The organism is Vibrio sp. Isolate22, assembly GCF_022398115.1.
Lineage (GTDB): Bacteria > Pseudomonadota > Gammaproteobacteria > Enterobacterales > Vibrionaceae > Vibrio.
Map to the genome: position 1 here is coordinate 43,559 of NZ_JAKEUW010000012.1, position 13,411 is coordinate 56,969.

The 13,411-nt window shown below is 45.5% G+C and carries 19 protein-coding genes; 12 read left to right on the forward strand and 7 right to left on the reverse strand.

Annotation, left to right across the window (positions count from 1 at the left end):
- Positions 1–17: 17 nt before the first annotated feature.
- Both L1D55_RS09175 and L1D55_RS09180 read right to left on the reverse strand, forming a co-directional pair.
- The gene (locus tag L1D55_RS09175; protein ID WP_128159724.1) at positions 18–941 is read right to left on the reverse strand and encodes a Dyp-type peroxidase; all 924 of its coding nucleotides are present in this window, start codon (positions 939–941) and stop codon (positions 18–20) included.
- 65 nt (positions 942–1,006) lie between these two features.
- On the reverse strand, positions 1,007–1,468 hold the full coding sequence (locus tag L1D55_RS09180; RefSeq protein WP_004741668.1) for a DUF2919 domain-containing protein: 462 nt from the start codon (positions 1,466–1,468) through the stop codon (positions 1,007–1,009).
- Positions 1,469–1,577: 109 nt separating this feature from the next.
- On the opposite strand from L1D55_RS09180, the gene L1D55_RS09185 reads away from it, so the two are divergent.
- Together L1D55_RS09185 and L1D55_RS09190 are read left to right on the forward strand one after the other, a co-directional pair.
- Entirely contained in the window at positions 1,578–1,922 is a 345-nt protein-coding gene (locus L1D55_RS09185) for a DUF2956 domain-containing protein (protein WP_239917221.1), read from the forward strand.
- 12 nt (positions 1,923–1,934) lie between these two features.
- Complete coding sequence (locus L1D55_RS09190; RefSeq protein WP_128159720.1) at positions 1,935–2,267, forward strand: DUF4156 domain-containing protein; 333 nt, start codon at positions 1,935–1,937, stop codon at positions 2,265–2,267.
- 49 nt (positions 2,268–2,316) lie between these two features.
- Here L1D55_RS09190 and L1D55_RS09195 read toward each other — a convergent pair whose 3' ends face one another.
- Positions 2,317–2,604, reverse strand: a complete 288-nt coding sequence (locus L1D55_RS09195; RefSeq protein ID WP_004741665.1) for a helix-turn-helix domain-containing protein — start codon at positions 2,602–2,604, stop codon at positions 2,317–2,319.
- A 205-nt stretch (positions 2,605–2,809) separates the two neighbouring features.
- On the opposite strand from L1D55_RS09195, the gene L1D55_RS09200 reads away from it, so the two are divergent.
- The 4 genes from L1D55_RS09200 (at position 2,810) to L1D55_RS09215 (ending at position 5,340) form a co-directional block, all read left to right on the forward strand.
- Positions 2,810–3,157 (forward strand): ArsC family reductase, encoded by a 348-nt coding sequence (locus tag L1D55_RS09200; RefSeq protein WP_004741664.1) that lies wholly within the window; start codon positions 2,810–2,812, stop codon positions 3,155–3,157.
- A gap of 112 nt (positions 3,158–3,269) precedes the next feature.
- The gene (dapE, locus tag L1D55_RS09205; protein WP_239917222.1) at positions 3,270–4,406 is read left to right on the forward strand and encodes a succinyl-diaminopimelate desuccinylase; all 1,137 of its coding nucleotides are present in this window, start codon (positions 3,270–3,272) and stop codon (positions 4,404–4,406) included.
- Between the two features lie 44 nt (positions 4,407–4,450).
- The gene (locus tag L1D55_RS09210) at positions 4,451–5,125 is read left to right on the forward strand and encodes a M15 family metallopeptidase (RefSeq protein ID WP_239917223.1); all 675 of its coding nucleotides are present in this window, start codon (positions 4,451–4,453) and stop codon (positions 5,123–5,125) included.
- 8 nt (positions 5,126–5,133) lie between these two features.
- Positions 5,134–5,340, forward strand: coding sequence for a DUF2897 family protein (locus L1D55_RS09215; RefSeq protein ID WP_105025406.1), 207 nt, complete (start codon positions 5,134–5,136; stop codon positions 5,338–5,340).
- A 125-nt stretch (positions 5,341–5,465) separates the two neighbouring features.
- Here the strand turns inward: L1D55_RS09215 and bamC are convergent, their stop codons facing one another.
- Both bamC and dapA read right to left on the reverse strand, forming a co-directional pair.
- On the reverse strand, positions 5,466–6,512 hold the full coding sequence (gene bamC / locus L1D55_RS09220; protein ID WP_239917224.1) for an outer membrane protein assembly factor BamC: 1,047 nt from the start codon (positions 6,510–6,512) through the stop codon (positions 5,466–5,468).
- 49 nt (positions 6,513–6,561) lie between these two features.
- Positions 6,562–7,440 (reverse strand): 4-hydroxy-tetrahydrodipicolinate synthase, encoded by an 879-nt coding sequence (gene dapA / locus L1D55_RS09225; protein WP_004741658.1) that lies wholly within the window; start codon positions 7,438–7,440, stop codon positions 6,562–6,564.
- Between the two features lie 374 nt (positions 7,441–7,814).
- On the opposite strand from dapA, the gene L1D55_RS09230 reads away from it, so the two are divergent.
- Positions 7,815–8,357: a glycine cleavage system protein R gene (locus L1D55_RS09230; RefSeq protein ID WP_102423678.1), complete on the forward strand. Its 543-nt coding sequence runs from the start codon at positions 7,815–7,817 to the stop codon at positions 8,355–8,357.
- Between the two features lie 12 nt (positions 8,358–8,369).
- The gene (gene bcp, locus L1D55_RS09235) at positions 8,370–8,840 is read left to right on the forward strand and encodes a thioredoxin-dependent thiol peroxidase (protein ID WP_239917225.1); all 471 of its coding nucleotides are present in this window, start codon (positions 8,370–8,372) and stop codon (positions 8,838–8,840) included.
- A gap of 97 nt (positions 8,841–8,937) precedes the next feature.
- Here the strand turns inward: bcp and L1D55_RS09240 are convergent, their stop codons facing one another.
- Both L1D55_RS09240 and L1D55_RS09245 read right to left on the reverse strand, forming a co-directional pair.
- Entirely contained in the window at positions 8,938–10,014 is a 1,077-nt protein-coding gene (locus L1D55_RS09240) for an AI-2E family transporter (RefSeq protein WP_061032628.1), read from the reverse strand.
- Complete coding sequence (locus L1D55_RS09245; protein WP_239917226.1) at positions 10,007–10,246, reverse strand: sulfurtransferase TusA family protein; 240 nt, start codon at positions 10,244–10,246, stop codon at positions 10,007–10,009. The genes L1D55_RS09240 and L1D55_RS09245 overlap by 8 nt, the downstream gene beginning before the upstream one ends.
- 178 nt (positions 10,247–10,424) lie before the next feature.
- Here L1D55_RS09245 and L1D55_RS09250 point away from each other — a divergent pair, with 178 nt between their 5' ends.
- From L1D55_RS09250 to L1D55_RS09265, 4 genes are all read left to right on the forward strand, one after another.
- On the forward strand, positions 10,425–11,879 hold the full coding sequence (locus tag L1D55_RS09250; protein WP_128159706.1) for a M48 family metallopeptidase: 1,455 nt from the start codon (positions 10,425–10,427) through the stop codon (positions 11,877–11,879).
- 112 nt (positions 11,880–11,991) lie between these two features.
- Complete coding sequence (gene arsC / locus L1D55_RS09255) at positions 11,992–12,342, forward strand: arsenate reductase (glutaredoxin) (RefSeq protein WP_239917227.1); 351 nt, start codon at positions 11,992–11,994, stop codon at positions 12,340–12,342.
- A 6-nt stretch (positions 12,343–12,348) separates the two neighbouring features.
- Complete coding sequence (gene wrbA / locus L1D55_RS09260; RefSeq protein WP_239917228.1) at positions 12,349–12,942, forward strand: NAD(P)H:quinone oxidoreductase; 594 nt, start codon at positions 12,349–12,351, stop codon at positions 12,940–12,942.
- Positions 12,939–13,376 (forward strand): DUF2069 domain-containing protein, encoded by a 438-nt coding sequence (locus L1D55_RS09265; protein WP_137407886.1) that lies wholly within the window; start codon positions 12,939–12,941, stop codon positions 13,374–13,376. The genes wrbA and L1D55_RS09265 overlap by 4 nt, the downstream gene beginning before the upstream one ends.
- Positions 13,377–13,411 lie beyond the last annotated feature (35 nt).

The window sequence follows — 13,411 nt, forward strand, 5'->3', positions numbered from 1 at the left end:
ATTGTTATTGAGACGACTTATTTAATCGTTAGTGCGCTCAACATCTCAGTTGAAGGAGCAAAGTAGTAAGCACCTGTCACTGCCTTAGTAAAGCGAAGCAGTTGGTCTGTTTTGCCATCGGTTACGCCGTACATACTCTCTAACATCGCATCAAAGTTATGACGAACGTTACAGTAAGCAATGAACAGTAAACCATGGTCGCCCGTTGCTGTGCCGTAAGGTAGGCTGTGACGAACAATCTTAAGGCCCTTGCCCTCTTCTTTAATATCTACACGACCAACGTGAGAAGCCGCTGGAACATCATCTAGCTCGATAGAGTCAGGCTTAGTACGACCAACCACTTTTTCTTGCGCCGATACGTTCAGTCGATTCCAAGCTGGAAGGTTATGAACAAAACGCTGCACCATCACGTAGCTACCACCGGCAAATTCGCCTTCAGGAACAATAGCCACTTCTGCGCGTTGTGCGTCTTTCGGGTTTTCAGTACCGTCGACGAAATCCGTCATATCACGAGAATCTAGGAAGCGGTAACCGTAAGTTTCATCAACCACTTCAACGTCTGCCGCTACTTCAGATAGCAATTTACGTAAGATGAAAAAGTGCAGATCGTGTCGGTTTGAATGGCAATGGATCAACACATCAGCTGGCGTGCTAGGTGCGGTAACATCGCCTTCGCCAAGCGCAGGGAAGTCAATCAAATCAGTAGGAGCTGCTTGCTCGAACTTGTCCCAAAACGCCTTAGAGAACGCAACTGAAGCCGTCAGGTTCGCATCTGGTTGAGTTTGGTTTAGTTCTTCGATTAGCGCTGGAATCTTTTGGATTTCTGCTAGTACATTAGCAGTGTTAGCATTCACTTTTAATTGAACGTAAAGAGCGAAAGGCCCAGCTTCAGGCAAAATAGCACTTTGAACGTTAGGCTGCTCATTTGAGACATTAAGCATAGATTATTCCTTCCAGTTTTAGCTTCTAAGTATAATTGTGAATGGGACAAATGTTTTGATGAGAATCAGTCTTCGTGCTCAACCACTTTAAAGCAATCCCGTGCTGCATGGCTATTGGTCAGATAAAGTGCTAACCACAGCAGCAACAATAGAGTCAGACCATTTGACCAACGGAACCAACCGTTATCCAAATAGATTAAATAAATCGTATGGGACCCCTGCGCTAAAATAGCAGCCATCGTCACCCAACGTCCCCATGACACCACTTTATTGAGGCGCTTTCTCTCTGGAGATCTTAGCCCAAATAACCACATCAGTAACAAGCTAGGGACACTCAAGGCAATCCCAACATAAAACATGTGATGATCCGGATAGATGATCTCGAGAATATCGGTTCCCGACTCTCTACTTGCACCTGCAACGATGAAAACGACGAGAGCTTTCGCAAGAAACAGCCAACCTAACCATAATAAGATTGGTGCCTTTAAGAAGCCGTGCTTGTCGTATTGTTCTATGGAGTACCGCACAAATCTCACTTTCACTTGTTTTCAAACCAACACTTTAACGCAAACCATTCATACTTAGTTAGGTTTACGTTATCTTATTGGTTAATACGTTTTAATTATCGAACTCAGTATGAAAAAGAAAGCTAATACACCGTCTGTTGAATCTCAACAAGAGGCACTGAAGATAGCCAAAGCGACTCAAAGGCCAGCTCAAACCAAAGAACAAACCAAATTGATTGCTCAGGGTATTGAGAAAGGCATCGCGCTTTACAAGAAACAACAGAAAGAACGCAACCGCCAAGCAGATAAAGCAAAGAAACGCGTACAAAAAGAAAAGCAAACTCAACAAGCGGCTATAGAACAAGAGCACAATGCAACATCGAGTGTTGAAGCGACATCAAATCACTCAAGTAAATTGCCATGGATACTATTAATCGCGAGCTGGGTAGGTTTTGCGATTTACTTGATGCAATAACAGGACAAACTTATGAAAAAGGAATGGATGGCACTAGCAGTGAGTAGCATGCTGTTGGGATGCACCACACCCACTTCAGTACCTCATGATGAGGCCGACAGTGTGAGAATGGATTATCACGGCATCATTAATATCGACCAGTGTGAGTATAAAGGGGAAGTCACTGGTAGCGAAGGCCATTGGTACAGCTACCTGTTTTACCCGAATGATACCTTGATTCAGGGTGCGATGAATGAGCTTAAAACCAACGCGATCCAGCTTGGTGCAGATACGGTCATCTTTACCCTACCTCAAGATTTTTCCACTTCAGTTACCATGCTTGGTACCGCTTATCTTTGTAAGTAGTTAGCCTCTCTTTTAGCCGCCCCCAAAAAGAAAGCCAGCTTTCGCTGGCTTATGCACTAAATCCAAGGCTTGTTGCTATATCGCCTTTTCGTTCGAGAACCCACTGACTGTCAAATGGTCCCCAGTCGGATAACTGGTAATAGCCATCATTATGACGTCGCCCATCTTGAACAAACATAAGTTCGATACCGATCCCCGGTAACGCCTTGAGTACATCTTGAATAGTACGACGAGGCCAACCCGTTTTTTCGATGAGTTTAGGCACATTTGGCCTATCAAGGCTTTCAACTAACAATGCTAAATATAGCCGCCTTGCAAAAACAGGACTCAACTCCATTGACACCTCCTATATATGTGCAACTCAATTATTTCTTTTTTCGCTGACAACATGTTGAGGCTGATCAATAAGTCTCCAATAGTGACATTTTCTTACTGTTTTTTTTCGCTCAATGAAATATTCCTCACTCTATTTTGTCTGAATTGCCGCTTCCTGATAGGATTCAACTCATAACAATGAAAGAAAATCACCCAGAGGAAGAATAATGACTATCACAATGTTTGGTATCCCAAATTGCGACACGATTAAAAAAGCAAAGAAATGGCTCGAAGCTGAAGGTATCGAGTTCGAATTTCACGATTATCGCAAACAAGGCATCACTGAAGAGTTGGTAACAAGCTTCTGTTCAGAGCTTGGCTGGGAGCTAGTACTAAACAAACGTGGCACGACTTATCGTCAGCTTTCTCAAGAGCAAAAAGACACGTTAACAGAACAAACGGCAATCACTCTGCTTGTTGAACAGCCAGCGATGATCAAACGCCCTATTTTGAAAGTCGATGGTAAACTTCACATCGGCTTTAAAGCTGACCAGTACGCGGCTATTTTTGCGTAATCAGCAATTTGCGTAATAAGCAATATAAAAACAGATAACAAGGCGTTGAGCGTGCTCTGTTCAACGCCTGAAATTAATGACTCGACGTTTTATTTAAACAAGGAATTCAAGGATGACAGATAGCCCAACTTTGGCTCTGGCAAAAGACCTCATTAGCCGTCAATCGGTAACCCCTGAAGATGCGGGCTGCCAAGAACTGATGATTAATCGCTTAAAAGCACTCGGTTTTGAAATCGAAGTAATGGTATTTGAGGATACGACGAACTTCTGGGCTCGCCGAGGTACTGAAGCACCTCTGTTTGCTTTTGCAGGCCACACAGACGTGGTACCAGCCGGTCCAATCGAACAATGGAACACCAAGCCATTTGAGCCAACCATTGTTGATGGCTACTTACACGGTCGTGGTGCGGCAGATATGAAAGGTTCTCTAGCTTCAATGATTGTTGCTGTTGAGCAATTCATTGAGAAATATCCAAACCATTCAGGCTCAATTGGCTTCCTTATCACCTCTGATGAAGAAGGCCCTTTCATCAACGGTACAGTACGTGTTGTTGAAGCTCTGATGGCACGCGGTGAGAACATCGACATGTGTATTGTTGGTGAACCGTCAAGTACTGAGTTTGTTGGCGATGTGGTGAAGAACGGCCGCCGTGGCTCTATCACTGGCGATCTAACGATTAAAGGTACGCAAGGTCACGTTGCCTACCCTCACCTAGCGAATAACCCTGTACATAGCTCTCTGCTGGCAATTCACGAGCTAGCGACGACGGAATGGGACCAAGGTAATGACTACTTCCCACCAACCAGTTTCCAGATCCCGAATGTGAGTGCTGGTACTGGCGCATCAAACGTGATTCCAGGTGAGTTTAATGTTCAGTTTAACCTGCGTTTTAGCACAGAGTTAAGCAATGACGTTATCGTTGAGCGCGTGACAACAACGCTCGATAAATACGATTTCGAATACGATCTTAAGTGGACCTTCAATGGTGACCCGTTCCTAACAGACGCAGGCTCACTGCTCGATGCGATTGTTGATGCTGTTGGTCACGTTAATGATGTTAAGCCAGCACTGCTGACAACCGGCGGTACGTCTGATGGTCGCTTCATTGCCCGTATGGGTGGACAGGTGGTTGAACTAGGCCCAGTTAACGCGACCATTCACAAAGTTAACGAATGCGTGAAAGTAGCAGACTTAGAGAAGCTAACCGACATGTACGAAAGAACGTTGGTGAACTTGTTCGCTAAATAGATCTTTCCTAGCGAAGTATCACTTCCAAACATTAGAGACGCGTTATGACACCAGAGCAGCTTACCGGACAATCAGATTCTCATCTGGCACCGACACTAATTGGTACTAAGACCTTCTTGGTACACAGTGACGTTATCGATGACCTAAACAGTTTGATTGAGGCTGCTCAGCTTGCTGGCTTTAAAATGGAGATCGCCAGTGGCTTTCGAGACTATGACAGGCAATCTCTGATTTGGAACCGTAAGTTTTCTGGTGAAGTCCCGATCTTAAATTCAAATAGCCAACCACTTGATGCTTCAACACTCACTGAACATCAAAAGCTGTCGGCGATTCTGAGGTGGTCTGCGCTTCCTGGAGCGAGTAGACATCACTGGGGTTGTGACTTCGATGTGTTTGCTCGTAACCATCTTCCGGAAGGTGAACAGCTGCAACTAGAGCCATGGGAATACCTTACCGGCCACCAGCAAGCGTTTTATCAATGGCTCTCTGCGAATGCTGCACAATTTGGGTTCTTTTTCCCGTATAGCCAAGATCTTGGTGGTGTGGCGATAGAACCTTGGCATATTAGCCATCGTAACGTTTCAGAGCTGTGTTTATCACAGTTATCCCCGACTTTACTTGGCAAGCAGCTCAAATCTAAGCCAGTATTAGGGTATGAGATTATTATGGAGCAGCTAGACGATATCTATGCGCGCTTCGTAGCAAACATCAGCCATTAGGAGCGCTTATGTTAGAGTGGCTTACAAACCCTTGGGTTATCATCATCATCGTGGTTAGCGTTGTGGTAGGTAACATCGCAGCTCTAAAACAGACCGCTAATATGGATCTCGGAAAAACAAGCCGTAGCAAACGAGAGAGCGACTTGGACAAGCTCAATCGGCTAGATAAGCAGAACCAAGAGAAAGCTCAATCGAAAGAGACCAAAGGTAGCTAATCTTACGGTCAAACGAACACAAAAAAGAGGACAGCAATGTGTCCTCTTTTTATTTGTTTACACTGAAACATTGCCTGAACTAAAGGGGCCTATTTTCCGAGGCCCTTTAGTCTATTAAGCTTTGCTTACTCAGCTTTCGCCGCTTTGTCATCTTTGGTTTGGTCTGCAACGTGTGCTAGAACAGGAACCAGTGACTTAAGTAGCTCTTCTTCTACTGGCTTACCTGATGCGTCCGTCACGTTAATTGACGTACGGTTACCAAGGTCACCAAATAGGAAGTTGTATGTACCTGGCGCTAGATCAACAGGCTGTAAACCAACCTCTTCCCAGAACTCATCATCTGGCGCTGCGTACTTAGCTTTAACCGTACCCTGAGATTGGTTACGCTCTTCAAGCTCAAAGCCCATCGCCGGCAACAAGGTCGGCAGACGCTGCCAGAATACGTTGTATGGCGTACGAGCAATAATCACAGGGAAACCACTGCGGTCAGAGCCCATCGAGATAGGAATGCGCTTCACTAGCTCTTGTGCTTTCAGTGCCGCTTCAGCACGAAGGTTTTCATCGTACTTAGCCATCACTAAGTTGGTTAGGAAAGCGTTGTAACGTTCTTTGTTGGTTGCCGTTACTGGCTTCTCTTCGTTGCCTTCACGCCAATCAATAAGATTAATCTTGAAGCCATGACGGTTGTTCGCTTGGAAACGAGAGATAGAGTAGCGGCTGCCAATCTCTACGTCTTCGTCTTCAGAAACCCAAGTAACCCAATCGGTCTCAATCTCGTTCTCAGACTGTTCACGAATACCAATACCACGTTGAGCTAACATGTCGACAGCCGTTTGCCATACACGGTCTGCTTCTTCAGCACGAAGCAGCCATAACGTTACTTCACCGTTTTGACGCTCCGCACGAGCACCAGGGATCAATTCAAGAACCTGCTGTGGTGGACGAATATCCACGGCAGGGCCTACACCACCAGTGAAGTCACCGCTTGGGATGTCATAATTTGGGTAGAACTGAGGCTGAGCATCTTCAGGCAACTGCCATTGTGAAAACTCAGGTGTTTCTAAGTATTCGAAATCATCTTTGGCTTGACGACGTTGAGTCGGGCTGCCAGAACATGCTGTAAGAACGAAAACAGCCAGTGACCCAATCACTAGCTGGTGAGAATACTTCATTTATACTCCTAAATGCCGAAGGTTCGCTTCGGCATCACTTCATACGTTTTTAGTAAATACACGCTTCAGTCATTGCTTGAGCAACAACAGGTTGAGCTGGTTCTGACAGTTCAGTCAGAGGCAGGCGTAAGCCACCTTCAGCAATCAGACCCATTTTATGAACCGCCCATTTTACGGGAATAGGGTTAGACTCAACGAACAAATTCTTATGTAGAGGCATCAAACGCTCATTGATCGCTTCTGCTTCTTCAAACTTACCTTCTTTCGCAAGTTTGAACATAGTAGCCATATCCGCCGCTGCAACGTTATTCGTTACAGAAATCACACCATCGCCACCACGCTTAACAAATTCTAGACCTGTTAAGTCATCACCACTTAGTAAGATAAAATCTTCGCCACAAAGTTCACGGTGAATTGCAATTCTGTCGAGATCACCCGTCGCATCTTTAAGTGCAACAATGTTTTCGATCTCAGAAAGGCGAGCAACTGTCTCTGGTAATAGGTCTACAGCAGTACGACCCGGTACATTGTATAGGATTTGAGGAACGTCACTTACTTCAGCAATCGCTTTGTAGTGTTGGTACAAACCTTCTTGAGTCGGTTTGTTGTAGTAAGGCGTTACGCTCAGGCAACCCGCAATACCAGAACCGTTCAATAAACGACTGAATAGCACTGACTCGTGCGTAGCATTAGCGCCTGTACCTGCGATAACTGGGATACGACCATCAGCAAATTCAACGATCTTATTGACGACTTTGACATGCTCTTCAATTGTGAGTGTTGAAGACTCACCTGTTGTGCCAACCGCAACCAGACCATCACTACCTGCAGCAACATGGTGCTCAACTAACTTTTTAAGGCTGTCGAAATCCACTTCGCCATCTGCGTTAAATGGCGTAACTAGCGCAACGATACTTCCTGAAAACATGTCTATCTCCCTTAATTTATTCTTTTTGCATGTTACTGTAAGCCAATCAATAAACACAAGACATTAAAGTGGCTTAGCGGCAACATCGGTATGAAATATTGTCGTATGTTTGAGGTTAAACGGCTTATAACGCCGTTCAGCCAATAATTTGGGTAACCTAAGCTCAATCTAACGGATAGGAAACCCGTCGATGTCAGTATCAGGTAAGCTGTGCAGCCACTCGACAAAGTTGCGTTTCCGCGTTTTAGATATTCTTATCATTTGTTGCCAGTTAGACGCAAGATGAGTCATAAAAAGCCCCGCTCGCACGCTTATTCCTCCAGCTAACTGTGCTAACATGCATGAATCAATGGAATATATAGAGACGTGATTTTATGACTCAACATCTAGTAATCACAGCTGTGGGCACAGATCGCCCAGGTGTATGTAACCAAGTAGTTCACTTGGTCACTCAATCAGGCTGTAACATTATTGATAGCCGTATCGCCCTATTTGGCGAAGAATTTACGCTTATCATGCTACTGTCTGGTAAAGCAAACAACATCACCCGTGTTGAAACCACCCTGCCCTTGCTTGGCCAAGAGCACGACTTGATTACGATTATGAAGCGAACCTCTCCGCACGATATAGTAGAGAACTCCTACACGTTAGAAGTGTTCGTTGAGTCAGATGACAAACTCGGCCTAACCGAGCAGTTCACACAGTTCTTTGCAGACCGAGACATCGGCCTCGACTCGCTGAGCGCACAAACGATCAATAAGTCTAAGGTCCAGCTCGACAACGACCAATTCCATATCTCCATTACCGCTTCTGTGCAGTCAGAATGTAATTTGATGCAGCTACAAGAAGAATTCAACTCGCTGTGTCAGAGCCTATCAGTCCAAGGCTCGCTCAACTTTATTAAAAACAGTCTTTAAAAAGGAAATATCATGAATACGCTAACGGCTGGTGTTCCAGCACCTGCTTTTTCTCTTCCAGATCAAGATGGCAATATCGTATCTCTTGGTGACTTCAAAGGTAAAAAAGTACTTTTCTACTTCTACCCAAAAGCAATGACTCCGGGTTGTATCGTTCAAGCAGAAGGTCTGCGTGACATCAAAGCTGAGCTAGATGCACTGAACGTGGTTGTTCTGGGTGTTAGCATCGACCCAGTGAAACGCCTACCGAACTTCATTGAGAAGAAATCTCTAAACTTCACACTACTATCTGACGAAGACCACAGTGTTGCTGAGCAGTTCGGTGTTTGGGGCGAGAAGAAGTTCATGGGTAAGGTTTACGATGGCCTACACCGTATTAGCTTCCTAATTGACGAAGAAGGTCAGATTGAACACGTCTTCAACAAGTTCAAGACTAAGACTCACCATGAAGTGGTTCTACAGTACTTCAACCAAGAAGCTTAATGCCTGTTGAGGTGAGCTAACTAGACTCACTACTAATCAAGACAAATTAAAAAGGCGACTATCATCGATAGCCGCCTTTTTTGTCATTCATTTTTCATTACTGATGATGCACCGGGTCATCATCTAATGCATGGCTCGGTAAGGCATTCCAAACTGCCTTCACTAAGGTCGCTAGTGGAATCGCGAAGAACACGCCCCAGAACCCCCAAAGTCCACCAAACACTAATACCGCCACAATAATCGCAACAGGGTGCAGATTCACTGCTTCAGAAAACAGTACAGGTACTAACACGTTACCATCTAGGGCTTGAATGATGCCATAAGCCAATAGCAGCCAGTAGAATTGAGGCTCAAGCCCCCACTGGAACAAACCAACAATGGCAACTGGTACGGTTACCGCCGCTGCACCAATGTATGGAATCAATACCGAGAAACCGACAGCAACCGCTAATAATACGGAATAGCGAAGGTCTAAAATCGCGAAAGTTACGTAACTGACGCCACCTACGATTAAAATTTCTAGCACCTTACCGCGGATGTAGTTCGAGATTTGTTCGTTCATCTCTTCCCATACTTTAGTCGCCAAGCGACGGTTTCGAGGAAGCACACCACTTGCCATTCTGATCATCTCTTCTTTATCTTTCAGTAAGAAGAAAATAAGCAATGGTACTAAGATCAGATAAACACCTAGCGTCGCTAAGCTAACCAGAGACGCCAATGAGCCTTTCACCACACTCTCACCCATGCCCAACGCCTTGTTCTTCGCGTTAGACATCACAGACTCAACGATCTGCAGGTTAGCAAGCTCTGGGTAACGCTCTGGAATCGTTGCAATGAACTTCTGCAAGCTACCGTACATGCTAGGAATGTCATTGATCAGGTTACCCACTTGCTCCCAAATGGTTGGCACTAATCCGAATATCGCTAGTAGCATTAAGCTAAAGAACATCAAGATCACCAACATCACCGATGGCGTTCTTGGAACACCGAGTCGTTGAAGTTGAGTCACTGGCCACTCAAGCAAATAAGCCAACACAATCGCCACCAACAGCGGTGCGATCAGGTGACCAAAGAAGTAGATAGTAATAAAGCCGAATAGAATGATGGCAACCAAACTGACAGCGTGTGGATCAGAGAAACGTCGTTTATACCAACGACTGACCATTTCAAGCATCTGACTGCGATTCCTTTTTAGTGACGAGGAGATGGTGGTAATTAGAACAAACCTCTGTCATGACAACATAAGCTTGCTTAGACAAAAAAGTAACAATATCTTTCATCGAACTGTTATCTAATACATAAATTGACAAAGATTGCCCTACTTCTAACTTTACACTGTGACGCTTGGCTAATAATAACGCCATTGGGCAGCGCTCTTGGCGTAAATCTAGAATATTAGGTGTCATTCTTGGGCTCGATGCTTATTATAAGGGGCATATTGTAATCTGTTTTTGAAAACGTGCCATCATTGATTCATCTTCCTTCAGGATAGCGCACGCACTTAACAAAGGTTAAACCAGATAAAGAACCAATTTGCATTGCCCTTGTCTTACTGTCAGAAGAAACGGAGTATTACTGACTAATATGTTTAAACGCGCTCGTTCAATTGCTTGCTTATGCATCGCAGCCACATTAAGCACCCCAACGTTGGCTAATACCAACAGCTTGGATTTACCGGACATCGGCACGGCGGCTGGCGGCACGCTCACTATCGATCAAGAACTCATCTATGGTGATGCCTACATGCGCATCATCAGAAGCAGCCAACCTGTCATCAATGATCCGGTTCTAAACCTTTATATAGACACACTTGGCCATCGCCTTGTGGCGAATGCCAATGACGTAAAGACACCTTTTCAGTTCTTTATGATCCGTGACCGCAACATCAACGCTTTTGCTTTCTTTGGTGGTTATGTTGCTTTGCACTCAGGTCTATTCCTGCACGCACAGTCAGAAAGTGAACTTGCGTCTGTATTAGCGCACGAAATCGCACACGTTACTCAGCGCCACTTAGCGCGTAGTATGGAAGATCAAGCTCGCCGTTCCCCTGCGACTATTGCAGCGCTTGCCGCGTCTGTGTTGTTGGCAATTGCGGCTCCTGAAGCCGGTATTGCAGCCTTAACGGCAACCACCGCGGGTAACATGCAAAGCCAAATTAACTACACTCGTAGTAATGAGAAAGAAGCCGACCGCTTTGGTATCAACACACTCGCAAAGGCTGGATTTGACGTGAATGCGATGCCACGCTTCTTCGGTCGCCTGGCTGATGAATACCGCTATGCCAGCACACCACCACCAATGTTGCTGACTCACCCATTGCCAGAAGACCGTATTACGGACTCTCGTGCTCGTGCTCGAAGCTATCCACCTCTCAAGCTTGCGCCATCTCTAGATTACCACTTAGCAAGAGCTCGTATCGTGGCACGCTATGCCGGCATCAATAATGAGGCGTCGCTCGATTGGTTCTCACGCCAATTGAAAAAGGCACCCAAAGAGATCGTCCCATCGTTAGAGTATGGGCAAGCACTGGTTTATCTCGACTCTAAAAAGTTAGATAAAGCAGAACCGATTCTAACCAAGCTGATTACCAGTGACCCGACTAACCTGTTCTATCTAGATGCGATTTCCGACCTTCACATTGAACAGAAAAAACCTGATCTTGCAATTAAAGAGCTCAAGTCTGCCTTGGTTCGTCAGCCAAACAACCCGGTACTCACGATCAATTATGCAAATGCCTTGATTGAAAAAGAGGACTTTGCAGAGGCTATTCGCGTATTACAACGTTATACGCATGACAATCCGAATGACACCAACGGCTGGCACCTGCTTTCAAAAGCGAACACTAGCCTTGGCAACAGTGATGAAGACCTTGCCGCACGAGCTGAAATTTTGGCATTGCAAGCCAACTGGAACAAAGCAATTCAGTACTACACGCAAGCAAGTCAAATCGCAGAACTCGGTAGCTTGAAGCAAGCCCGCTACGATGCTCGAATTGATCAACTGATGATCCAGCGCGAGCGCTTCTTAGCACTGCAATAAGCCGAGTAATACGCGGAAATCCCAAAAGCACAAAGCTCAACGTATACTGTGAAGAGGCCAATTAGCTGGCCTCTCCTGAAAATTAAATTAAAAATAATAATGAGGAAGAACCATGTCTGTCGTGATTTATCATAACCCACGCTGCTCAAAGAGCCGTCAAACGCTTGAACTGCTTGAAACAAACGGTGTACAGCCTGAAGTGATCAAGTACTTAGACACGCCTTTAACTGTTGAGCAGCTAAAAGTACTGTTCACTCAGCTAGGTTTTAGTAGCGTTCGCGAAATGATGCGCACCAAAGAGGCAGACTACAAAGAAGCGAACCTTGGCGATGCTTCTGTATCAGACGAAGAACTGTTTTCTGCAATGGCTGCTAATCCAAAACTGTTTGAACGCCCAGTGGTTGTAGCTAATAACAAAGCCAAGATTGGTCGTCCACCTGAGCAAGTGCTAGAGATTCTGTAAGCGGTTATGAGCATCAACATTCTTGTTCTCTATTACAGTCGTCACGGCAACACGCAAGCTCTCGCAAGGCAGATAGCACGAGGAGTGGAGTCCATCCCTGAGTGTGAAGCCATGCTAAGAACCGTGAATGACGTGTACACAGTAGAAGAGCAGCCAGATTCTCGCTATCAACCCACAGACCCAATCGCCACGCTGCAAGAGCTCCGTTCTTGTGATGGCTTGGCGCTTGGCAGTCCGGTTTGGTTCGGCAACATGGCTGGGCCAATGAAGCACTTTTGGGATAGCACTACATCATTGTGGATCAATGGCGATCTTATCGATAAGCCAGCTTGTGTATTTACCTCTTCTTCATCACTGCATGGTGGACAAGAGACAACACAGCAAAGCATGATACTGCCACTGCTTCACCATGGAATGTTAGTGGTAGGTATCCCCTACTCAGAGCCTGCATTGCATACCACTCAAACCGGTGGTACGCCCTATGGCGCAAGCAGCACAGGCGAAAGTGCTTCATTAAGCAAGGATGAAATTGAGTTGGCGCAGAACCTAGGCAAACGCCTCGCGCGCATCGCGAAAAATCAGAAGGGAATCTCTCAATGATGTACATGTCAGAGAAGGCGATGTCTCCTAAGACAAAGCTATTCCGCTACCTAGCATTAGCAGGCAACCTATTACTGTTAGGTTGGGTTGTCGCTTGGCAGATGACGCTTTCACCGCATCCTCACCTAGACAATGTCACACTCGCTATCGTTTGGGCTGTTCCGTTACTGTTGCCATTACCTGGTATTTTAATCGGCAAGCCTTATACGCATGCTTGGGCAAACTTCATCTTAATGCTCTACTTCCTGCACGCATTAACCATCCTATACGTAGATGGTGGTGAACGCTTATTAGCCGCTGTTGAGCTACTGCTGACCACAATTGGCTTTGCCGGAAATATCTTATTTACCCGTTTCCGCGCTAAAGAGCTAGGCATCAAGCTTAAGCGCCTTTCTGAAGTAGAAAAGAAAGAGAAGGCGAAGTTCGAGCAATAAGATTGGATTCGACCATACCCAATCAGCTAGCTCAA